21 protein-coding genes are annotated in these 21065 nt (G+C 52.0%); 7 read left to right on the top strand and 14 right to left on the bottom strand.

The window, feature by feature from the left end:
• Position 1: 1 nt before the first annotated feature.
• Positions 2-808 carry a cyclase family protein gene (locus PsAD26_RS14085; RefSeq protein ID WP_063310945.1) on the top strand — a complete coding sequence of 269 codons (807 nt, stop codon included), beginning with the start codon at positions 2-4 and terminating at the stop codon, positions 806-808.
• Positions 808-1536 (top strand): SDR family oxidoreductase, encoded by a 729-nt coding sequence (locus PsAD26_RS14080; protein ID WP_063310944.1) that lies wholly within the window; start codon positions 808-810, stop codon positions 1534-1536. Before PsAD26_RS14085 ends, PsAD26_RS14080 begins: the two co-directional genes overlap by 1 nt.
• A gap of 64 nt (positions 1537-1600) precedes the next feature.
• Here the strand turns inward: PsAD26_RS14080 and soxR are convergent, their stop codons facing one another.
• A complete protein-coding gene (gene soxR / locus PsAD26_RS14075) occupies positions 1601-2068 on the bottom strand; it encodes a redox-sensitive transcriptional activator SoxR (RefSeq protein WP_084403682.1) in 468 nt (155 codons plus the stop codon).
• A gap of 92 nt (positions 2069-2160) precedes the next feature.
• Between soxR and PsAD26_RS14070 the strand changes: the two genes are divergently transcribed.
• A complete protein-coding gene (locus tag PsAD26_RS14070; protein WP_063310942.1) occupies positions 2161-2802 on the top strand; it encodes an MBL fold metallo-hydrolase in 642 nt (213 codons plus the stop codon).
• A gap of 56 nt (positions 2803-2858) precedes the next feature.
• Here the strand turns inward: PsAD26_RS14070 and ugpC are convergent, their stop codons facing one another.
• From ugpC to PsAD26_RS14050, 4 genes are all read right to left on the bottom strand, one after another.
• Positions 2859-3974 (bottom strand): sn-glycerol-3-phosphate ABC transporter ATP-binding protein UgpC, encoded by a 1116-nt coding sequence (gene ugpC, locus PsAD26_RS14065; protein ID WP_063310941.1) that lies wholly within the window; start codon positions 3972-3974, stop codon positions 2859-2861.
• A gap of 5 nt (positions 3975-3979) precedes the next feature.
• Positions 3980-4861, bottom strand: a complete 882-nt coding sequence (locus tag PsAD26_RS14060) for a carbohydrate ABC transporter permease (protein WP_057465290.1) — start codon at positions 4859-4861, stop codon at positions 3980-3982.
• A complete protein-coding gene (locus tag PsAD26_RS14055) occupies positions 4861-5772 on the bottom strand; it encodes a sugar ABC transporter permease (protein WP_208860403.1) in 912 nt (303 codons plus the stop codon). The genes PsAD26_RS14060 and PsAD26_RS14055 overlap by 1 nt, the downstream gene beginning before the upstream one ends.
• Before the next feature lie 100 nt (positions 5773-5872).
• Positions 5873-7123, bottom strand: coding sequence for an ABC transporter substrate-binding protein (locus tag PsAD26_RS14050; protein ID WP_063310940.1), 1251 nt, complete (start codon positions 7121-7123; stop codon positions 5873-5875).
• Between the two features lie 205 nt (positions 7124-7328).
• Between PsAD26_RS14050 and PsAD26_RS14045 the strand changes: the two genes are divergently transcribed.
• A complete protein-coding gene (locus PsAD26_RS14045; RefSeq protein WP_063288510.1) occupies positions 7329-8381 on the top strand; it encodes a LacI family transcriptional regulator in 1053 nt (350 codons plus the stop codon).
• A 4-nt stretch (positions 8382-8385) separates the two neighbouring features.
• On the opposite strand, the gene PsAD26_RS14040 is transcribed toward PsAD26_RS14045, so the two are convergent.
• Both PsAD26_RS14040 and PsAD26_RS14035 read right to left on the bottom strand, forming a co-directional pair.
• On the bottom strand, positions 8386-9078 hold the full coding sequence (locus tag PsAD26_RS14040; protein ID WP_063310939.1) for an HD domain-containing protein: 693 nt from the start codon (positions 9076-9078) through the stop codon (positions 8386-8388).
• A 166-nt stretch (positions 9079-9244) separates the two neighbouring features.
• Positions 9245-10738 (bottom strand): alkaline phosphatase, encoded by a 1494-nt coding sequence (locus PsAD26_RS14035; RefSeq protein WP_063310938.1) that lies wholly within the window; start codon positions 10736-10738, stop codon positions 9245-9247.
• 35 nt (positions 10739-10773) lie between these two features.
• Here PsAD26_RS14035 and PsAD26_RS14030 point away from each other — a divergent pair, with 35 nt between their 5' ends.
• Together PsAD26_RS14030 and PsAD26_RS29980 are read left to right on the top strand one after the other, a co-directional pair.
• Positions 10774-11565, top strand: coding sequence for a DUF3422 family protein (locus PsAD26_RS14030; protein ID WP_063310937.1), 792 nt, complete (start codon positions 10774-10776; stop codon positions 11563-11565).
• Entirely contained in the window at positions 11492-11650 is a 159-nt protein-coding gene (locus PsAD26_RS29980) for a DUF3422 family protein (protein WP_244278228.1), read from the top strand. The genes PsAD26_RS14030 and PsAD26_RS29980 overlap by 74 nt, the downstream gene beginning before the upstream one ends.
• A 38-nt stretch (positions 11651-11688) precedes the next feature.
• Here PsAD26_RS29980 and PsAD26_RS14025 read toward each other — a convergent pair whose 3' ends face one another.
• From PsAD26_RS14025 to PsAD26_RS30350, 5 genes are all read right to left on the bottom strand, one after another.
• Positions 11689-13311, bottom strand: coding sequence for an ABC transporter ATP-binding protein (locus tag PsAD26_RS14025; protein ID WP_063310936.1), 1623 nt, complete (start codon positions 13309-13311; stop codon positions 11689-11691).
• Positions 13304-14446, bottom strand: a complete 1143-nt coding sequence (locus PsAD26_RS14020; protein WP_063310935.1) for an ABC transporter permease — start codon at positions 14444-14446, stop codon at positions 13304-13306. Before PsAD26_RS14020 ends, PsAD26_RS14025 begins: the two co-directional genes overlap by 8 nt.
• On the bottom strand, positions 14446-15471 hold the full coding sequence (locus tag PsAD26_RS14015) for an ABC transporter permease (RefSeq protein ID WP_063310934.1): 1026 nt from the start codon (positions 15469-15471) through the stop codon (positions 14446-14448). The genes PsAD26_RS14020 and PsAD26_RS14015 overlap by 1 nt, the downstream gene beginning before the upstream one ends.
• A gap of 80 nt (positions 15472-15551) precedes the next feature.
• Positions 15552-16751 (bottom strand): ABC transporter substrate-binding protein, encoded by a 1200-nt coding sequence (locus tag PsAD26_RS29975; protein ID WP_208985692.1) that lies wholly within the window; start codon positions 16749-16751, stop codon positions 15552-15554.
• Positions 16752-16782: 31 nt separating this feature from the next.
• Positions 16783-17577 carry an ABC transporter substrate-binding protein gene (locus PsAD26_RS30350; RefSeq protein WP_208985691.1) on the bottom strand — a complete coding sequence of 265 codons (795 nt, stop codon included), beginning with the start codon at positions 17575-17577 and terminating at the stop codon, positions 16783-16785.
• Between the two features lie 407 nt (positions 17578-17984).
• Here PsAD26_RS30350 and PsAD26_RS14005 point away from each other — a divergent pair, with 407 nt between their 5' ends.
• Positions 17985-18686 carry a helix-turn-helix domain-containing protein gene (locus PsAD26_RS14005; protein ID WP_208985690.1) on the top strand — a complete coding sequence of 234 codons (702 nt, stop codon included), beginning with the start codon at positions 17985-17987 and terminating at the stop codon, positions 18684-18686.
• A 29-nt stretch (positions 18687-18715) separates the two neighbouring features.
• On the opposite strand, the gene PsAD26_RS14000 is transcribed toward PsAD26_RS14005, so the two are convergent.
• Entirely contained in the window at positions 18716-19486 is a 771-nt protein-coding gene (locus PsAD26_RS14000; RefSeq protein ID WP_063310932.1) for an SDR family oxidoreductase, read from the bottom strand.
• A gap of 118 nt (positions 19487-19604) precedes the next feature.
• Positions 19605-20975: an alpha-glucosidase/alpha-galactosidase gene (locus PsAD26_RS13995; protein WP_063310931.1), complete on the bottom strand. Its 1371-nt coding sequence runs from the start codon at positions 20973-20975 to the stop codon at positions 19605-19607.
• Positions 20976-21065: the final 90 nt, after the last annotated feature.

Genomic DNA, 21065 nt, shown 5'->3' with positions numbered 1-21065 from the left:
CATGGAAGCCTTGAAAGAAAAACTGGTGAACCCGGTTGAGCTGCTGAGCTCTGCTCTGCTTTCCGGTGATGTGGAAGTGGTGGACCTGACGCATACGCTTGATCCGGATTTTCCCGTGATCGTGCTGCCACCCGAGTTTGGGCAGTGCGCACGCTTTCGCATGGAAGAGATCTCCGCCTATGACCATCGCGGTCCGGCATGGAAGTGGAACACATTCACCTGCTCTGAACACACAGGTACGCATTTTGATGCGCCGATCCATTGGATTTCCGGCAAGGATTTGCCCAATAACACGGTGGACTCCATTCCCCCTGAGCACTTTGTTGGGCCAGTGGTGGTGATTGATTGTTCTGAAGGGTCTGCGCAGGATGAAAACTTTGAGCTGACACCAGAGATCATCGCCGGGTGGGAAGCTGAACATGGGCGAATTCCAGCAGACAGCTGGGTGTTTATGCGCACGGACTGGAGCAAGCGCCGTGGTGCGGCTTATCTGAATATGCGCGATGATGGGCCACATTCACCCGGACCGACACCGGATGCAATTCGGTTTCTGATTGAGGAACGCGGTATTCGCGGGTTTGGGACGGAAACTGTGGGGACGGATGCGGGCCAAGGTGTGCACTATACGCCGCCCTATCCGGCGCATTTTTATCTGCACGGAGCTGGCAAGTATGGCTTGCAGTGTATGTGCAATCTGGATCAGTTGCCTGCCACGGGAGCTATGATCTTATGTGCACCATTGAAGATCAAAAATGGAACAGGCAGCCCTTTGCGCGTTCTGGCGCTGGTGCCGAAGGGAGGCCGTTGATGTCTGGTAAATTCACAGCAGTTATTACAGGCGGCAACAAGGGCATTGGGGCTGCGCTTGCCAAGGAAATGCTGGAGGCTGGTTACACGGTCATTTGCCTTTCTCGCCGGGAACCGGAGTTTACGCATCCCAAACTGCATTTCCATCAGACGGACTTGCTGGATCAGGCGCAAGTGAGCGCTGCTGCTGAGGCGATTGCGACTGAGCATGAGGTGACGCATCTCATTCACAATGCGGGGCTTATCTTCCCCAACCTGATTGAGGATGCCGAGGCTGAGGATATTGCCGGACTTGCCCAACTTCATCTGGGATCAGCGCTGACGCTGCTCAAAGCCTTTTTGCCAAGCATGAAGGCGAAGCAGTTCGGACGGGTGTTGTTTAACGGTTCCCGTGCTGCTTTGGGAGCGAAGACACGAACGGCCTACAGTGCATCCAAGGCTGGTATGATCGGGATGGCGCGGACGTGGGCGCTGGAGTTGGCGCAGCATCAGATTACGGTGAATGTGGTGGCGCCTGGTCCGGTGAAAACAGATAACTTCTGGGGCATCATTCCCAAGGGCAGTGAGCAAGAGCAGAAACTGGCAGATGGCATTCCTGTTGGGCGCATTGGCACGGTAGAAGACATCACCAATGCCTTCCTATTCTTTGCGGACCCGAAGTCCAGCTTCATCACCGGACAAACGCTGTTTGTCTGTGGTGGGATGAGTGTGGGAACTGCTCTGCTGTAATTGCGTGCAGTTAAAGTTCTGAATCAGTTTCAGGTCATGACTGCATGTGATTGATGCCGCTGAGTCAGTGTTCTTCTGCGGACATTTTTCGACGCCACCCAAGCAAGTGGGCCCCTGCTCCATCACTGCTGAGTTTGTCTTCAGGATTAAGGAGATGACAATCGGTCAGGGAGAGACAACCGCAGCCGATGCATTCGTTAAGGCCCGCTCTCAGGTCCTGAAGCTCTGCAATGCGGTTGTCCAGATCCCGTTGCCACCACGTGGAGAGTTTGGCCCAATCTGCTGCTGAGATCTTCTTCTCGTTGGGCAGTTGATCCATGGCCGCTTTGATTTCCTTTAGAGACACGCCCAGCTTTTGCGCGGCCTTGATTACGGCTATCTTCCGCAGGACCGCGGCGGAGTATCTTCTGTGGTTTGCATTGTTGCGCCAGGAGCTGATGAGCCCCTTTTCTTCATAGAAGTGAACGGCAGAGACTGCGATGCCACTGCGTTCTGCGACCTGCCCGACGGTTAGTCCTTGCAAGGAGACCATTGTCATTCCTTTATTTTTCGCCTTGACCTCAACATTACTTGAGGAATTAGAAGAGATCATGGCAGTAATCAAGACCCAATAAGGAATGGCAGATGAACAAGATTTATGCGGACCTGTGGCAAGTCCCAATGGAAAAGCGGTTTGGAACACTGCTCTCGCATGCATATTTTCTGAAAACACCAGATCGAAACATCCTTATCTCAGCCTTTGAAAACTTGAGTGAGGCGGCGCAATTACGCGAGCTTGGAGGGATCGATGAGCATTACCTCACACATAATCACGAGATCACTGAGGGTTTGAGCGAGCTGAAGTTCGTTCTTGGTGCAACGCTGATCGGACAGGAAAACATTCAGAAGTTCTTTAGTGGTGATGTCCAGCCAGATTTACTTTTAAGGGGTTCAGGGCCATTTGTGGACTCTGACGGATTTCAGGCGATTTACACTCCGGGGCATACGGACAACAACCTTTGCTTCTATTACCCCTCACCCACTGGCAAGAATTATCTGTTTACCGGTGACACGATCTATCTGGACAATGGTTGTTTCAAAACACTGATCATGTCCAGTGATGGCGGCAACAAGCAAGAGCTCGCCACTTCACTGCGCAACCTGCGGGATCTACCGGTGGACGTGATCTTTTGCAGTGTCGCCATGGGGAACTATGAGATTGTTGAGGTCACCCAGCCTGAATGGCACGCTCTGATGGATGAGAAGATTGCAGAGCTGGAACGCTGATGCAAAAAAGCCGGAGTGTTTCCACCCCGGCTTTCAAAATTCTGCATTCCTGAGATTTACGCGATGCGCAATTCTGAGGAAGGATCAAACGGGATGGCTTTGTCCATATTGATCGCGAATGGCACGTCCTGTCCGGCAACGACCTGCGCATCCGCACGCATGCGTGCATTGCAGTCTTTGCCGCCGAGAGATGACATCACGTAGGTATCAGAACCAGCTGGCTCCGTTACGATGACGCGATTTGTAATCTGTTCGATGTGGTTTGCCTTGCGGTCAGCCCCTTCAGGGTCGGTGATCGCTTCTGGACGGATGCCCAGCACGATTTCCTTCTGATCAAAGCTTTTCAGAGCTTCGGTCGGATTGGAGAACTTAAGGTTCACCTGATCACTGAGGCCCGTCGGAAGCTGCGCGAAGATGCCATCACCACTAGCAACAACCTTAGCTGGAACAAGGTTCATGCTTGGAGAGCCCATGAAGCTGGCGACAAACAGGTTTGCCGGGTTGTCATAGATCTCTTTTGGCGTGCCCAACTGCTGCACGTACCCACCGTTCATGACAGCAATGCGCGTGGACAGCGTCATTGCCTCAATCTGATCGTGGGTCACGTAAACAATGGTTGTTCCAAGCTTTTGGTGCAGCTTCTTGATCTCTGTGCGCATATCAACGCGCAGTTTCGCATCAAGGTTGGAGAGCGGCTCATCAAACAGGAACACATCCGGATCACGCACCAATGCACGGCCCATGGCCACACGCTGGCGCTGACCGCCGGAGAGCTGGCCCGGCTTGCGATCCAACAGCGGTTTGATCTGCAGCATCTCGGCAACGTCACTCATTGCCTTTTCGCGCGCAGGCTTGGCAACACCATGCATTTCCAGACCGAACGTGATGTTTTGACCGACCGTCATGTTCGGGTACAAAGCATAGGACTGGAACACCATTGCGATGTTACGCTTGGACGGGTGAACCCCGTTCATGGTCTGCCCTTTGATGGCGATGGTGCCGGAGGTGATATCCTCCAGACCAGCAATCATGTTGAGCAGAGTGGATTTTCCGCAACCGGACGGCCCGACGAGCACGAGGAATTCCCCTTCCTGCACGTCGATATCGATGTTGTGAAGCACCTTGGTTGAGCCGTAAGACTTGGTCGCATTGTTGATTTTCAGAAAGCTCATAGGTCTTATCCCTTCACCGATCCGGCCATCAGGCCTCTTACGAAGTAGCGGCCAGCCACGATGTACACGAGCAGTGTCGGCAATGCGGCGAGGATCGCTCCGGCAAAATGAACGTTATATTCTTTGACGCCCGTTGACGAACTGACGAGGTTGTTCAGCGCAACCGTCATTGGCTGGCTATCCAGATCAGCAAACGAGGCACCGAACAGGAAGTCGTTCCAGATGTTGGTGAACTGCCAGATGACAGAGACAACAATGATTGGACCGGAACTTGGCAGCATGATGCGCCAGAAGATGCGGAAGAACCCTGCCCCATCAATCTGAGCTGCGCGGATCAGCTCTGTCGGGAACACCTGATAGTAGTTCCTGAAATACAGAGTGGTGAAGCCGAGGCCGTAAACCACATGTACCAGCACCAGACCCGGTGTTGACCCTGCGATACCGAGGAAGCCAAGCACACGTGCCATTGGGATCAAAACGATCTGGAATGGAATGAAGCAGGCAAACAACATCAGACCGAACAGGATGGTATCACCCTTAAAGCGCCACTTGGTCAGCACATAACCATTCAAAGCACCCAGAACGGTTGAAATCGTGACTGCCGGGAACACCATTTTGAGGGAGTTCCAGAAGTACGGCTTCAGACCTGTTGGCTCTACGCCAATCTGTGCGCTGTTCCAGGCTTTAAACCAGGGCTCCAGCGTAAAGACCTGAGGCAGTGACATCATATTTCCGCCAGTGATCTCTGAAAGAGGCTTAACGGAGTTGAGTACCATAATGCCAAACGGCAACAGGTAGAATGTCGCGAACAGGATCAGCATCAGGTAAATGAATGCGCGGGTGATGCGCCCTGTGCTTATGGCATTATCTGTCGAGGCTACGGACATTATTTTTTCTCCCGCAGTTCGGCATAAAGGTAAGGCACCATAATCGCAGCGATGGTCATGAGCATGATAACAGCGGAGCTGGCGCCGATGCCCATCTGGTTGCGGGTAAAGGTGTAGGAATACATGAAGGTTGCCGGTACTTCCGTCGCTCTACCCGGTCCACCGCCCGTCAATGCCACGACAAGGTCGTAGGACTTAATCGCAAGGTGAGACAAGATCACGAACGCTGACAGGAAGGCTGGACGCAGTTGCGGGATAATGATCCGGCGATACATGTTCCAGTTGGATGCCCCGTCAATTTGAGCGGCCTTCAGGATTTCGTTGTCGATGCCACGCAGTCCGGCCAGGAACATGGCCATAACGAAGCCACTTGTTTGCCAGACAGCTGCAATCACAACCGTGTAGATGGCGAAGTTACGGTCCTTGATCCAATTGAACTCAAAGCTCTCCCAGCCCCACAAATGCATTGTGTGTTCAAGGCCGATGCCCGGATCGAGAAACCACTTCCATGCCGTTCCCGTTACGATGAAGCTAAGCGCCATCGGATACAGGAAGATTGGACGCAAAAAGCCTTCGCCGCGGATCTTCTGGTCCAGAAAAATCGCAAGACTCAAACCAATGGCTGTACAGATTGCGATATACAGACCTGCAAAAATGCCAAGGTTTTTGATGGCAATGGACCAATGCCGTAGCCGGAACAGCTTTTCATAGTTCTCCAGCCCGACCCAGTCATAGACTGGCAGAATACGGCTTCCTGTGAAGGAAAGGTATACGGAGAAAATGATAAATCCATAGACAAAGACCAAGATCAAAGCCAACGAGGGTGATAACACCAGTTTGGGAATGAGATTTTGGAGTCTTGTCCGCAGGTCCGGTTTTACTGCCGTTGGCATCGCATAGTCAGCGGCCATGGCAACGGATGAGTTGGTCTGGTCGACCATGATCCCTGCCCCCAGATTTTATGTTGTTTTGGGAAAAATGGGGCCAACACATCGTCGGCCCCACTTAAAATTACTTAGCGATGGAGACAGCGTCTACCAGCTCTTCAACAGCGGTAGCGGAATCGTACTCACCGTTAAAGTGTGCTGTTACAACGTCATAAATGGCGTTTTTAACAGATGCTGGTGCAGAGTGGCCGTGTGCCATGGAACCGTAAAGGTTGCCGCTTGCAGCAGCTGCAGCCAGATCTTTCATGCCCTGTTTTGCACATGCATCAAACGCTTCGTCGGAAACATCGGTGCGTGCAGGAACGGAGCCCTTCACCACGTTGAAGGCAGACTGGAAGGCAGGAGACAGGATTGCGCTTGCAAGAGCTGCCTGCTCTTTAGACACTTCACCGCCCTGATCGAACATAGCGAACTGGTCAGCGTTGAAGGTTACCTTGTCCTGAGTGCCTGGGAAACGGAAGCAGAGGAAGTCTTCGCCTGGCTTTTTGCCAGCACCGAGGAACTCACCTTTTGCCCAGTCACCCATCATCTGGAAGCCAGCTTCACCGTTGATGACCATTGCAGTTGCAAGGTTCCAGTCACGACCAGAGAAGTTGTCGTCTACGTTTGCGCGCAGAACAGACATGCGATCAAACGCTTCCTTCATGGTGTCAGAACCAAGAGCTTCTTCGTCCAGATCGATGAATGCAGCTTTATAGAAGTCTGCGCCACCGGTGGCCATGACGATTGCATCAAACAGAGTTGCATCCTGCCAAGCCTGACCGCCGTGTGCCAGCGGCGTTACGCCTGCTGCTTTCAGCTTATCAAGTGCTGCGGTGAACTCTTCCCAAGTGGTTGGAGTTGCAATGCCGTTTGCGTCCAACACTGCTTTGTTTGCCCATACCCAGTTGGTGGAGTGTACGTTTACCGGCGCAGCAATCCACTTGCCATCGTACTTTGCAAAGCGCTGAAGCGCAGCAGGTACAACTTCATCCCAGCCTTCTTTAGCTGCAACAGCGTTGAGGTCTGCCAGAGCGCCTTCTTTTGCCCAGTCCTGAATGTCGAACCCAAGCATCTGAACGGCTGTTGGTGCGTTACCAGCGGTTACGCGTGCACGCAAAACAGTCATTGCGCTTTCGCCGCCGCCACCAGCTACAGGCATATCTGCCCAGCCAATGCCCTGAGTTTCCAGATCCTGCTTAAGAACGTTAAGTGCAGCTGCCTCGCCGCCTGCTGTCCACCAATGCAGGACTTCCACGTCTGCTGCCAAAGATGGAGCAGCTGTTGCTGCCAACAGAGCCAGAGCCGATGTGGTTTTTACTAGTAGTTTGTGCATGTGTTGCCTCCCGATCACAACTTAAAATTTCTACACAAAAATACGACTAACATAGTACTTATAACGTTACAAATATCGGATCTGTCAATGCAAAAAGTGAACCCATTGACTTGAATGATCTTTTTTGTATCAAATGATACTCACCTATTTTGTTGTATCGTTATAACGAAGATCTAACTGATTTACGGGAGGTAACTGGCTTCACATGTCGACACAAAAACCGCCAAATTCCTCCACTCATACCACCTCGAAACCTACGCAGAAGACGATTGCGGAGATCACCGGCCTTGCGGTGACAACTGTCTCGCGAGCACTTCAAGGTGATGAAAAGATTGCACAGGCAACCCGGCTGCGCGTAAGTAAAGTTGCTGAAGAAATCGGCTATGTTCCGGACCGCGCGGCACAAAGATTACGCACCGGAAAGACTAAAGTAATCTCACTGATTCTTGACCCCCATAACGAGATTCTGGGGTTTGGGAACTCGCTGATCACAGGTGTGGCTCATGCATTGGCTGGTACGGACTACCATCTTAATGTGACACCACAGTTCCTTGGCGGTGATCCGATTGAGCCTGTTGAATACATTGTTCGCAACAAGCTGGCTGACGGAATCATCTTTTCGCGGACGAGGCCTTTTGATGAGCGGGTGCGTTTTTTGAGGGAGCGCAGCTTTCCGTTCACCACACATGGACGCACTGAATTCGGCTATCAACACTCATATGTGGATTATGACAACGAGAAATTCGCCTACGAATCTGTTTTGCGGTTGATGCAAAAAGGACGGCGCAGAATTTGCGTTATTCTACCGCCCAACCATTTCACGTTCTATCAACATCTGAATTACGGGTATATGCGGGCTATTCGGCAAGAAGGTTTGCAGTGCTACATTCCTGAGGGCATCAATCTTGATTCAGATATGCCGGAGATCTTTGAATGGGCACAGACGATTGCTGGAACCAGCGATGCACCGGATGGATTTATCTGCCCCGGTGAGACCTCTTTCCTCGCGATTGCGAACGGGTATCGGCAGGCAGGTAAAGAGCGTGGGCGGGATTTTGATGCAGTTGTGAAATCAAGTTCACAAACGCTGCATCAGATTGATCCACAGATCGACAATATCAGCGAGGATATTCGGCAGGCCGGTGCTTTGCTGGGAGCAAATCTGCTGAAGACGATGTTGCACCCGGACGGCCCGTTTGAGCAGACCATCCAGGATCCAGACATCACATTCCCAGCTCTCAAATCCTATCAGGACTGAGTTCTCAAGACGCAACTTTCGGCGCTTCCTCTTCGATCCAGAGGTCATCGCCTTCCGGATAGGTAAAGCCCGTTTCTGCGGCCAGCTGCTTCAGGAAGCCGATCATGTAGTCGGTGCGTTCGCGCGCGACTTCACGGCCTTCCTTGGTCTGCATGGTTTTGTGCAGTTTGAGCAGTTTGAGCGCGAAATGATCGACGCCGAATGTCTTGTCGTCGAGGTCGCGGTCCCTGGCGAAAAGATCGCCACCATGGAACAGGTTGGAGTTCATGGTTTTGGCGATATAGAAGGTGCGGGCAATGCCGATTGCGCCGAGGGATTCCAGGCGATCCGCGTCCTGCAGGATCTTGGCCTCAATCGTTTGCGGCTCGATTTCAGCTGAAAAGCTATGTGCTTCAATGGCATGCTTGATCTTCTCGATTTTTGCTGCCGAAACTCCCAGCTCAATCAGGATTGGTTCAGCGGCATCGGCTGACAGTTTGGAAGCCTTTGCACGGTCCGGTGAATTCTTGGGAACATTGACCAGATCATGCAAGTAGGCAGCTGCGATCAGCACTTCCTCATCGCCCTCACCGCGACGCTGAGCGATGTCCAGCGCTGCCAGTTTTACGCGGCGCGCATGGTAGAGGTCGTGGCTGGCATCGTCACTCTGATCATGCGCTTTCAGCGCTGCTTCCAAATTCTCTTCAAACTCAATCATCGGAACTCACAGTTATCAAATGAGCCCGAAACCTACGTCAGGTCAGTGTGCATTTCGAGGCAAAACTGGTCTGAACCCCCGATAAAATTGCAAGGCCTTTGGGCAAGGTCGTGGCTCGCTGCACGCATGATACAAACAAGCATCACAGCGAGGCCACTGTACCAAATTAGCGCTCTTTCGCACTTGCTGCGTAGTTCATGACATTGAAGATGTAATTTTGCTCAACTGTGCCGTCAAACAGGTGTGCCCATGGACCTCTTGCATAGACAGCAACATCCTCTCCTGAATGCGTTTCTGACGGGGTTGGAAGCAAGGATTGTTGTTTGAAATCAGGATCTGTTGCCTCTTCCTGTGACAGCACTGAACGGGTACCGAACCAGTTGTTTTCTTCGGTCAGGATTGAGCCCGGACCGTTCAAATAACTGGCGACAGAATATGGTTTTCCATCCAGCATCAGGTGCATTTTATCGGTGTGTTTGACGCCGTTGTTGTCGATAGCCATGCACAGCCCGTTGATCGGCGTACCACGTCCGCAATAGCCGTTGAACGACAGGGTGTGGGCGTGATCTGCAGTGACGATGATCAGGGTGTCCTGATCGCTTGTCATCTCTTTGGCCACGGCGACAGCTTCCGCAAACGCAACACCGTCAGTCAGGGCGCGATAGAGGTTTCCGGCGTGATTGGCGTGATCGACACGACCGCCTTCAACCGTGAGATAATAACCGTTTTCATTATCTTGAAGTGCTTCAATGGTCCATTTCACCATATCAGCCAAGGAGGGTTGGTCTTTTCTATCATACTCATACTGCATATGACCCGCTGCAAAAACACCAAGAACAAGCTTGTCAGCAGAGGGATCAAGGTTATTGAAGGAGGCCTCATTCCAAGCGTAAGACACGCCAAGCGCCTTGGCTTCTTCGATCAGGTTGCGCCCATCTTTGCGATTGCCAGCGGTGCCCTCGATGGTTTTTCTGCTTTCAGGCAGCATATGACGTTGCCCGCCCCCAAAGGCGACATCAATAGTGCCATTCTTGATCTGCTCAATCAGCTGTGCAGCGATGTCTGGTACATCGCACCCCTCAGGTAGATCGGAGTCGTCTTCGAACCTGCGACTGGCGACGTGGGCATAGGCTGAGGCTGGTGTTGCATCCGTGAGGCTTGCCGTTGAGATGATGCCGACCGCCTTGCCTTCTGCGGCCATCACTTCTGCAATGCTCGCGATACTAGCGCTTTCAACGGCTGAGCAGTCGCCAACATTCAATGTTTCATCCACCCCGAGGACACCAGCTTTGGTCTTCACGCCTGAATGGAATGCTGTTCCGGTGCCTGCGGAGTCTGGTGTTTGCGCATTTACATTGTAGGTTTTGACCAAGGCGCTGTGAGGAAATGTTTCTTGTGGCAACACATTTTCTTCACCCAGCAATCCATTCTGTTGGCCTTGGAATATCCGCGTTGCATAGTTTGTCGAAATTCCGTTGCCATCCGCAATCATCAAAATGATGTTTTTGGCCGGTTTCGTGATTGGCTGCTGAGCAAGTTTGCTCTCAATTTCCGCCTCTGCGGCCTCAAACCATCTGTTGTTTTTTTGAGGAAAATCAGTCTCTGCCCAAGCATAGGATGCGGAACAGGCCAGCAGGAGCGCAACAAGTGGCGTTTTCATTTCAAATCCTCAAAAGGTGATGTTTCGGGCGCAGTGTGTACTTTACAATTCTTAGGGTTCGATATGCTGAACAGGAAGAATTCGAGTTATTTTTCTTCTTGATTGCAATGGCCCAAGCTTCCGCTGCGACAATCCAGCGCAATACGTATTTTTATGTAGATCAGCAGAGTTGTCTGCTTCACACTTGGCCTTTCTGGTTTGAAGACCAAGAGGGGCACACTTTGGGTAAGGTTGACGATATGTTGGTAGAGGCATGCGCTGTGCAGCAACTTCCGGAACATCCACTACGCCAAGCCATTCTTGCGGAAGTTCATGCGCGTCCCTTCGTCCCCATGCACGGTGAATGGCAAATTCTGCAATACGCCTTCATGGTCGACCAAGATAAGAAGCAAGCAGAACAGCAAGCTCTGCTTAGGTTTACATCAGAGGAAATAAACCCGGCATCAAGGGCCTCAGAGCACTATCTCCATCAGACTTTCGAAGATTATTCTTTACGTTGGGAGCAACACAGCGAGTTTTCTACCTATGCCGTGGAACGGCCTCTTCCTTCTAGCTTCCACACACAAGATATAACTCTCTTTACCAAGGGCCTGATTGATCCTCCTGGGGAGTTGATTGCAGCTGTTCAGCTAACGATAAAAGTCGCAACTGAGCCGGAGGCTGGCGATCTGTCTGAAAAATTTGACCTTGCGAGCTTGAGTGTTTCCCAAATCATTGAAGGACGCGCGACGTTGGTCACCGACTTCAAAGCCGGTGATCTCTTACTACGTCATCAGCCTGATCGGTTACGCTTTGAAAGGCGCGAAGGCCGTTGGCTCCCCACTTGATCCGGCTGTTGGTATGGCCGCGTCTGTTCCGCTGGTGGTTGGTGTGCTCTGGTACGCCCTGAGAAGGCTGAAAACAGCACATTAAAGCGTGATGGCGACGGCTATCGCCGCCATCCTAATCACTTACAAATAAGCAGCAGAGACGAGCCGTTGTGTGTATTCGGTCTGAGGTCGATGCAGAACGTCCAGCGTGTTGCCAGCTTCGACAACGTTTCCGTGCTGCATGACCATGACGTTGTGACAGAGTGTTTTGACTACCTTCAAATCATGACTGATGAAGAGATAACTCAACTTCAGTTTCTCTCGTAGATCTTTCAGCAGCTCGATGATCTGTGCCTGAATGGAGAGGTCCAAAGCAGACGTTGGCTCATCCAGTAAAATGAACTTCGGCTTTAAAACGATGGAGCGTGCGATCGCGATCCTCTGACGCTGCCCACCTGAGAACTCATGAGGAAAGCGATCCATAGTGCTGCGTGGCATCTGCACAGCGTCCAGCGCATCAGCCACCATGGCCTGCCGTTCTTTATGGCTTCCACCAATGCCGTTGACCTTGAGCCCCTCACCCACAATCTCGCCTACAACCATGCGAGGATTAAGCGAGGAGAACGGGTCTTGAAAAACAACCTGCAGGTCAGTCCTTAGAGGCTTCAATTCTTTTCTGGTGAGATTATCGATCCGGTTTCCATCAAAGGTGATTGCTCCTGAATCTGCTTTCAAAAGCTGCAGAATAGACATGCCCAATGTGGATTTTCCGGAGCCGGACTCTCCAACGATACCAAGCGTTTCGCCAGACCTGATGTTGAGGGAGATATCGTTGACCGCCACCAACTCTTTGGTTTTGCGTCTGAACAAGCCACCATGTTTTGAGGTGAACGTGACACGGACCTTATCTGCATCCAACAGCTCGTAAAGGCCCTCCTCCAGTTTATCTGGCACACCGGACGGTTCACTTTCAATCAAGTGCCGGGTGTATGGATGAGATGGTGTCTCGAAGACCTCTTTTGTGCTTCCGGTTTCAACAATCTTTCCTGCGCGCATCACACAGACACGGTCACTCACCTGCCGCACCACATTCAGATCATGTGTGATGAGAATGATCGCCATTCGGTGACGTTCTTGCAGCTCTCGCATGAGCTTGAGGATTTCGGCCTGGACGGTTACGTCCAGCGCTGTGGTTGGCTCATCCGCAATGAGCAGGTCAGGTTCATTTGCCAGTGCCATCGCGATCATGACACGCTGGCGCTGACCACCGGAAAGCTGATGCGGATACTGGCTGAATCTGGCTTCAGGGTCTGGGATCTTCACCTCTGCCAACAGCCGGAGCGTTTCTTTTTTAGCGTCTGCCTTGGAGATCTTGCGGTGTGAGCGAATCATCTCAATGATCTGGTCTCCAATCCGATACACCGGATTGAGGCTTGTCAGAGGCTCCTGGAAAATCATGGAGATGCGGTTGCCGCGGATCTTTTGCAGCTCCAGCTCACTCATGGCCGTCAGGTCACGATCCTCAAAGCGGATCTGCGAGCTGTTGGCCAGCGTTGCGTTTTCGGCGAGCATTCCCATGATTGCGCGGGCGGTGACCGATTTGCCGGAACCGGACTCTCCAACAATGGCCAGGGTTTCGCCTTTTGCCACCGCGTAACTCACCCCTTTCACTGCTTCCACAGTTCCGGTCACCGTTTTGAAGGTGACGGCCACATCGCGGATGGTGAGCAGGTCTTTGTGTTGTGATTGGTCGATACTAGGCATTGCTGTAGGGATCCATTGCATCACGAAGGCCATCGCCAGCAGCGTTGAAGGCGAGTACAGAAACGATGATCATTGCGACTGGCGCCATCATCCACGGTGCGGCGCTGAATGACTGGAAGTCGAGGATCTGGTTGAGCATGCTGCCCCAGGAGACCATCGGCTGCTGAATGCCCACGCCCAGGAACGACAGAAAACTCTCCAATAGAATGATCTCCGGCAGCTGATACGTTGCCCAGACAATGATGTGTGAGGATGTGTTAGGGACGATATGCGCACTGATAATGCGGCTGCTTGAGGCGCCAACAGCTTCTGCTGCGCGGACATATTCCAGATTGCGCATGGAGAAGACCTTCCCGCGCAGCTCGCGGCAGAGATCTGCCCATCTGAGCAAGACGAGGATGCAGGCGAACATGATAAAGATCGTCACCGGCTCCGCACGGCGTGGCAACAAGGCGACCAATGCCAGATAAAGTGGGAGGTCCGGGAAGGCCTTGATGAACTCGACCATTCTCTGAACAATGAGATCATACAGGCCGCCGAAATACCCGGAACTCACCCCAAGGATAATCCCGATCACGCAGGCAGCCCCCATCACCATGAGTGCCATGAGCAATGTTATGCGTGTGCCAAAGATCATGCGTGAGTAGACGTCACGACCCAGATTATCGGTGCCGAGGATATGGAACTTGCTGCCATCTGTTGTGCCAAACAGATGCGTTGTGAACGTGAGACCCAGAAACTGCCAGGGCTCTCCTTCCACGAATAGGGCGACATGCGAGATTTTATCAAGATCAGGTACAAACGTGATCTCAAAGGTCTGCATGTTCATTTCTTCTTTGAAACCCGTGACATACGGTGTCGTTAGGCTGCCATCCGGGGTGAATATATGCAGAGCTTGTGGGGGCGAGTATAATGCCGCCCGATTTGCTGTTTGCGCTCCGTATGGAGCGATGAAGCCAGCAAAGATTGCGGTCAGAAAGATCAGCATACAGGCGACAAAGCCAACCATGCCGTACTTGTTTCGCACAAAGCGGCGAACCACGAGCCCCCAGTAAGAAATGGAGGGGCGGTCTTCTGCCAGTTGCTGCGCGTCTACGCTGCCGTGTTCGATTGCGTCAGTGTCGATCTGGGTCATCACGCATTTCCTTCCATTGCAGCTTGGCGGACACGCGGGTCGATGAGAGCGAGCAGCAGGTCGGCAACCAGATTTCCGACAACCATGATGGTGGCGACCAGCATGAAGATCGCAGCAACCACATACATATCGCGCTCGGCAACTGAGGAGAGGATCAGCGGGCCAATGGTTGGAACGCCTAGTACGATCGCGATCTCAATCTCACCTTTGACCATGTACTCAAAGCGACTGCCGATGTTCATGATGACAGGGTGCAGAGCATTTGGAATGGCATGCACCAGAATGATGCGGCTGCGAGACAGGCCTTTGGCGCGAGCTGTTTCGATGTATTGAGATTTCATCACATCCAGCAGGTTGCCGCGCATCATACGCAAGGTATAGGCCTGCCCGGCCCAGATGGAGATGAGCAAGATTGGCCAGACGTGTTTGAAGAAATCCCAGAGCTTATCGAGCGACCAGTAGTCTTGCAGCAAATACTCAGGTGATTGCAGTGCTCCGATGTAAGGAGAATGCCAGACGAAGGCCAGATAATACAGGATGATCAGCGAGATAACGAATTTCGGAATAACAATGCCGAGGAAGGCAACGATTGTCGAAATGGTGTCACCGAGTTTGTACTGGTTCATGGCTGCGTAAACACCAAGAGCACCGCCAATGAATTGAGCCAGCACCATTGCAGTGAAGGCCAGAGCGAGTGTGCGTGGCAGACGCAGGCCGATGACTTCTGTAACCGGCTTGGAGAAGAAGAACGAGTCTCCGAAATCGCCAGCGGTGACGATGCCAACAATCCATCGCCAATATTGCACGACAACGGGCTGATCTAACCCTAGCTGTGTGCGTAGCATTTCTGCCTGAGGTTCCAAAACTGCACGCGATTGTCCGGTTTGGGCGGCTGTTGTCGACATCCACATATCAACATAATCGCCCGGAACGGCTTGTATGATCGCGAAGGAAACTATGGAGATCCCAATCAACAAGACCAGTGTTGCAGCTGCACGTTGCGCCAAAAAGCGTAACAAGCCCATTTATCTAGCCCTCCCAGCTATTGAGCATTTATTGCTTATTGTGTTGGAAGGCGGGCCAGAATTGACCCGCCTTGCCTGCCTTAGTACTCAGCGATCGTTCCTGGGAGGAGTTCTTTCAACTGCTGATCTTTTGGTGTCCAAAGACGCTCACGCACGACACCATCTTCTGCCCACTCGAACATGTTGACGGGTGTGCCCGGATGCGCGTTCCTGATGCGTTTGTTGACGAGAAGCGCAGCAGGAGCCTGAACGGTGCCAATGGTATAGGCATTTTCAGTCCACAGACGTTGGATGGTTTTGGCTGCTTCAGCTGCTTCAACCGCATCCCATGTGGACAGAATGGTCTGATAGGCCTCGACCATCTCGACCTCAAAATCCATCAGGTTTCGCGTACCATCTGAACCTGGAAGATGCCGGTCAGGACAGCTGTTCGCGATTGGGAGGTGGAAACAGGTTTCGCGTGTTGGAAGCGCCCATTCTTTCCGGCGGATCAACATGTTGAAGTCGCCGTTCTTCGACGCAGTATCAATTGTATCCACGTTGCGGATCAGCACACGAATGCCTGCTTCTGCCAGCATCAGAATGATGGCATCTGCTTGTTTTTTCTCAGTGACCTGCCTGCGATCTGTCATCATGTCGATTTCCAGATCAGCCCCTGTGCCCGGCATATTGCGAATGCCGTTGCCATCAGTGTCTTTGATGCCCAAAGCATCCAGCATGGCGTTGGCTTTTACCAAGTCGTACGGATAGTAGACCGTGCTGTCGTAATCATAATACGGCGATCCGCTGGAGAAGCCGCCAGAATATGGGTACATGAACGGTCCGCGAGCCACTGATTGGCCGATCGCCTGACGGTCAAGCGCATGGCTGAGAGCGACGCGGAAGTCCTTTTGCCGGAAGAACTTGCGAAGTTCAGCATCCACTTCGTCCTGAACACCGTTTGTTTCCGAGAAGTTCAATTCCAGACGCCATGACAGAACGCGCGGGCCAAAGTTGGCTTTCACCGGCGCATCTGCGGAGAGTGTTTGCTTGAGCGCTTCCACGAAGTTGCCCGGGTTCTCCATGTTGGAGAAGTCAGCCGTCCCGGCGACAGCTTGCGTGGTGCGGTCTGACCAAGTGGACAGTTTGAAGTGCATCTCGTTCAGATATGGCAGCTGATTGCCGGCTTCATCTGTTTTCCAATAATATGGATTGCGGCGCAAAATCACCAGTTCATCGGCTTTATGGCGCACTGGCACCCAGCCTCCGAGGACAACTGGTGGAACCGCATCTGCTGGCATTGCATTGCGGTAGTCTTCGTAACTTGCATCCTTATTGTACTTTAGGATGTTTGGCTTTCAGTGTGTGTGCCGGACCGGGGCAGCCTTGGATATATGCCAAGGATTTCAGGATTTCAGGCCCTTGTGCCTTAGCGAAAATGAACTTGAATGTGTAATTATCAATCACTTCAAGCTTTGTGCCATCACCAAGACCACCTTTTGGCAGGCGAGATGCAATGTTCTCATCCTGAACATTGTCTTCCCACCAGAAGCGGATGTCTTCGGTATCAAAGGGATCGCCATCAGACCATTTGATGCCTTCAACCAAATGCATGGTCAGCTCGGTTTTGTCGTCGCTCCATTCCCAGCTTTTGGCAAGGTTTGGTAGCGGGCCAGACTGTTCCTCTGCCTTCACTTGCCAGAGCGGGCCGTTGCGCACCAGACACTCCTGAATGGCCATGTTGATGCCACCCCAGCCTTGATGTTGGCCAGCGAGCCAGTTCCAGCCTTCTGGACGACCACCGATGACATGGCGAAACACACCGCCATAAACGCCGATGCCTTCTGACATGGCTTTGGTTGACATAACCAGCGGCTCTGCCGGCAGTCGCTCGCCAACAGGTGGCAACTTGCCTGCCTTGACCAGTTCGCTCAGGAACGGGGCTTCGCTATAGCCATCCAGTTTCTGATAGGTCCACAAATCACTGCGAGACAGCAGATCATATTCCAATGTGGACATGGACTGCTCAACCGGCATTTTGTCGGCCAGTGCTGAACTTGCCGCTAGAGCGCAGGCACTTACGCCTGCTGCTAAGCAAAGTTTAGACACAAGGTTTGTAGAAGACATCAATTCCTCCCCCATTTCATTACTCCCAACACCATCATGGCCACCCGCGCCGCTCATTTTCCTCCGGCTTTCTATTCATAAATTCCGATTTTCTTTGTAGATGCTTTTAAACTGCGTATTTCTCTATACTATACACATGGGAGAATATTGAGAGCCGAACTCTCGTATTAACATCGATTCATTCGGCTTTTTGAATATTGACGTAAGAGGAGGATGTATAATTGAGCATTAGTGATGACTTATATCGCCAATATTTGGATCAGAGTGTCATACCAACGACAGATAATTTTCTGATAATGCGCCATAAGCCTCACGTATTCTCAAAAAGACCATACCACCATCACGCCTCTATTGAAGTGAACTTCCTGATTAACTGTGAAATGGATTATTCCTTCTCAGGAAGTCATGTGACTGTTCATCCAGGCTACATGATTTGCTTCTGGGGTGCTGCGCCACACGGCGTTGTGGACGTGCGCGGTGATGGCGATATGGTCAATCTCTACATCTCCTTTGCACAAATATTGCAATGGGGCTTGCCTACACGCATCACTGATGCGCTCATTTCAGGAGATGTGATTTGCAACAAAGTGCCCTGCCCGATTGATGCGGTGCGCTTTGGCCATTGGGCGAGCGAGTTCAAAAGAGATGACATCAACTGGCGCAAACTGGTGCTGAGTGAGATTTCATCCCGCTTCACGCGTTTGGCACTGGATGGCTGGAACACGCTACATCACGACTACCGTCAATCCAGTACTGTGGTTGGTCGCGGAAAATCCATGTTGCATGTGGAAGAGATGTTGCGATTCATTTCCGAAAACCACACCTCGGACATTTCCGTCACTGATGTTGCTGAATGTGTTGGCTTATCGCCAAGCCACGCGATGACTTTGTTCAAGCGTATTGTGGGTCTGCCGATCAAGGAGCATTTGACGCGTGTCCGGCTTTCTCATGCACGCATGTTGCTTGCAGAATCTGAGATGAAGATCTTGTCTATCGCAATGGATGCCGGGTTCCGGTCGCTTTCCAGCTTTTATGAGGCGTTTCAGAACCACTTCAGCACCTCTCCTGCAGCGTTTCGCAAGCAGGCCCGCAACATCGGGAAGATATAGCGGGCAGCTGCCTACCCGCTATTTTAGCTTTAGCCTGTTACGACTACGCCGCCATCAATAACGAGCGCCTGACTTGTCATCATACGGCTGGCTTTGGATGCCAAAAACAATGTTGCATCAATGATATCGTCTGGATCCAGATGCTCTTTCAGGCACTGACGCCCTAAGTGAGCCTTTAGGTCTTCCGGTGTTGCCCAGAGGTCTTTCTGGCGCTGAGTGAGGACCCAACCCGGCATCAGGGCGTTGACGCGAATGTTGTCTGGTCCCAGCTCACGTGCCAGTGCTCTGGTTAAGCCAGTGATGGCTGCTTTGGACGTTTCATAAGCCGGATAGCCTGCATTGCCCATCATGTAGGAAATGGAGGAGAAGTTGATGATAGATCCTCCGCCAGCTGCTTTCATGCCTGCTGCGGCGGCCTGCGCGGTGAAGAAATGCGGGCGCAAGTTAACGTCCATGGACGCATCCCATTGATCTACCGTGAACTCCTCAAGGGTGTGACGGGTATCATTGGCTGCGTTGTTTACCAGAACTGTGACAGGTCCGTGCACCTTTTCAGCTTGTTTGATTGCGCCTTGCAAAGCTTCAACATCGGTGACATCGCATTTGATGAACAGAGGTGCTACACCATGCTTTTTCTTCATCTGCTCAGCAAATTCCGAAGCATCAGAGCGCTGCACAAAAGCGACTTTAGCACCTTGTTGCATAAAGCCATCAGTGAGACTTGCGCCGATCCCTGCCCCGCCGCCAGTGATGAACACACTTGCGTCTTTCAAATCATGAAAGGTGACGTTCCCAGACATTTATTCCCCCAAGGAGTGCTTAGCACCCATCTTTGATATATCAGAACATACATAAGCGGCAGCCTCGTTTCAGGCAACCGCTTATGTCATCGCATTTTTCTAATTGGCAGCGCTCTTGTTACGCAGTTTCAAGCACTTGCTTCTGCGTCCAGGCTGGCAACCAGTCTTTATGCGCTTCCAAAAGCTCATCTACCATGGCCCAGATTTGCTCCAGATCCAGCTCTGCTGCAGTGTGAGGATCAAGCATTGCAGCGTGGTAGATATGCTCACGGTTTTCGGTCATAAGCGCTTCAACAGTCAGTTCCTGAGGACCGATGTTTGTGCGCATAAGTGCCGCCAATTGCGCTGGCAGTTTACCGATGTGCGTTGGTTGGATGCCGTTGCGATCAACCAGACAAGGCACTTCAACTGCACAATCACTTGGCAGTGAGGTGATGTAGCCTTTGTTTTGAACGTTGCCATAAATAACAGCAGGCTCACCTGTCCAGACAGAGTTCATGATGGTGGACGCATATTCCTGGCTGCGCTCCACTTCGATGCTCTCTGCATTTTTGTAGTCTTCCACCTGAGACTTCCAGCGTTCAATCTGCTCCACGCAGCGCACTGGATACTCATCAAGCGGAATGGAGAACCTTTCCAACAAGTCCGGGCGATCACGTTTGATAAACCACGGAACATACTCAGCAAAATGCTCTGAGCTCTCAGTTACAAAATGGCCGAGACGAGTCAACATCTCGTAGCGCACCACGTTTTGACAGCGAGGGTTCCATGTGGACGGCTTTGGATAGCGGCCTTCGCGGTAGCCTTCTATCAGTCTTGGATAGAGATCTTCGAATGTGCCGTCTTCCTTGACCTCTTCCAGGTACTGGTAGAATGCTATGTGATTGATGCCCGCACATTTAAAGCGAATATTTGCAGGATCGATATCAAGGTCGTGAGCGAGCTCTTTGACAGTGCCCTGAACAGAATGGCAGAGGCCTACCTGTTTGATTTGTGGATACTTTTGCGCAATGGCCCAAGTATTGATCGCCATTGGGTTCACGTACTGAAGCATGACCGCATCCGGGCATACTTTGAGTATATCTTCGCAGATGCTCCAGAGGTGTGGAACAGTGCGCAGACCGCGCATGATGCCGCCGATACCGAGAGTGTCGGCGATGGTCTGGCGGAGGCCATATTTCTTCGGAATTTCGAAGTCGGTGACGGTGCAAGGCTCAAAGCCGCCGATCTGGAACGCGACAACTACAAAGTCAGTGGTATCAAGCGCTTCCATCTGATTGGTGTGCGTTGAAACCGTTGCGCTCACTCCCAGCGTCGAAATCAGTTTACGCGCCACAATCTCAGATTCACCAAGACGTTCTTCGTTGATATCCATCAGAGCGACATGGGCGCCGGAGAGTGCTGGACGCTGCAGAATATCGCCGATGATGTTCTTCATGAACGTGGTGGAACCGGCGCCAATGAAGGTGATTTTGGGGTTTCGGGCCATGCTTTTCTCCCATTTTCTGAAGAGCTCGCCAGCGCTTCAGATTGCATAGTTCTTGAGGGGATAACCGGAAAGCCTTGAGACGGGCGTCTC

It is taken from the genome of Pseudovibrio sp. Ad26, assembly GCF_001623285.1.
Classification (GTDB): Bacteria; Pseudomonadota; Alphaproteobacteria; order Rhizobiales; family Stappiaceae; genus Pseudovibrio; species Pseudovibrio ascidiaceicola.
This window is presented reverse-complemented; position numbering and strand designations above follow the sequence as displayed.

Bases quoted from the DNA above. Each gene is read 5' to 3' on its own strand.
- PsAD26_RS14040 (WP_063310939.1), bottom strand. From the start codon at position 9,078: ATGATTGAGTTTGAAGAGAATTTGGAAGCAGCGCTGAAAGCGCATGAT.
- PsAD26_RS14085 (WP_063310945.1), top strand. From the start codon at position 2: ATGGAAGCCTTGAAAGAAAAACTGGTGAACCCGGTTGAGCTGCTGAGC.
- PsAD26_RS14000 (WP_063310932.1), bottom strand. From the start codon at position 19,486: ATGTCTGGGAACGTCACCTTTCATGATTTGAAAGACGCAAGTGTGTTC.
- PsAD26_RS30350 (WP_208985691.1), bottom strand. From the start codon at position 17,577: ATGTCTTCTACAAACCTTGTGTCTAAACTTTGCTTAGCAGCAGGCGTA.
- soxR (WP_084403682.1), bottom strand. From the start codon at position 2,068: ATGGTCTCCTTGCAAGGACTAACCGTCGGGCAGGTCGCAGAACGCAGT.
- PsAD26_RS14080 (WP_063310944.1), top strand. From the start codon at position 808: ATGTCTGGTAAATTCACAGCAGTTATTACAGGCGGCAACAAGGGCATT.
- PsAD26_RS14015 (WP_063310934.1), bottom strand. From the start codon at position 15,471: ATGGGCTTGTTACGCTTTTTGGCGCAACGTGCAGCTGCAACACTGGTC.
- PsAD26_RS14025 (WP_063310936.1), bottom strand. From the start codon at position 13,311: ATGCCTAGTATCGACCAATCACAACACAAAGACCTGCTCACCATCCGC.
- PsAD26_RS14055 (WP_208860403.1), bottom strand. From the start codon at position 5,772: ATGGCCGCTGACTATGCGATGCCAACGGCAGTAAAACCGGACCTGCGG.
- PsAD26_RS14070 (WP_063310942.1), top strand. From the start codon at position 2,161: ATGAACAAGATTTATGCGGACCTGTGGCAAGTCCCAATGGAAAAGCGG.
- PsAD26_RS14020 (WP_063310935.1), bottom strand. From the start codon at position 14,446: ATGACCCAGATCGACACTGACGCAATCGAACACGGCAGCGTAGACGCG.
- PsAD26_RS14050 (WP_063310940.1), bottom strand. From the start codon at position 7,123: ATGCACAAACTACTAGTAAAAACCACATCGGCTCTGGCTCTGTTGGCA.
- ugpC (WP_063310941.1), bottom strand. From the start codon at position 3,974: ATGAGCTTTCTGAAAATCAACAATGCGACCAAGTCTTACGGCTCAACC.
- PsAD26_RS14045 (WP_063288510.1), top strand. From the start codon at position 7,329: ATGTCGACACAAAAACCGCCAAATTCCTCCACTCATACCACCTCGAAA.
- PsAD26_RS13995 (WP_063310931.1), bottom strand. From the start codon at position 20,975: ATGGCCCGAAACCCCAAAATCACCTTCATTGGCGCCGGTTCCACCACG.
- PsAD26_RS14035 (WP_063310938.1), bottom strand. From the start codon at position 10,738: ATGAAAACGCCACTTGTTGCGCTCCTGCTGGCCTGTTCCGCATCCTAT.
- PsAD26_RS29975 (WP_208985692.1), bottom strand. From the start codon at position 16,751: ATGCCAGCAGATGCGGTTCCACCAGTTGTCCTCGGAGGCTGGGTGCCA.
- PsAD26_RS14060 (WP_057465290.1), bottom strand. From the start codon at position 4,861: ATGTCCGTAGCCTCGACAGATAATGCCATAAGCACAGGGCGCATCACC.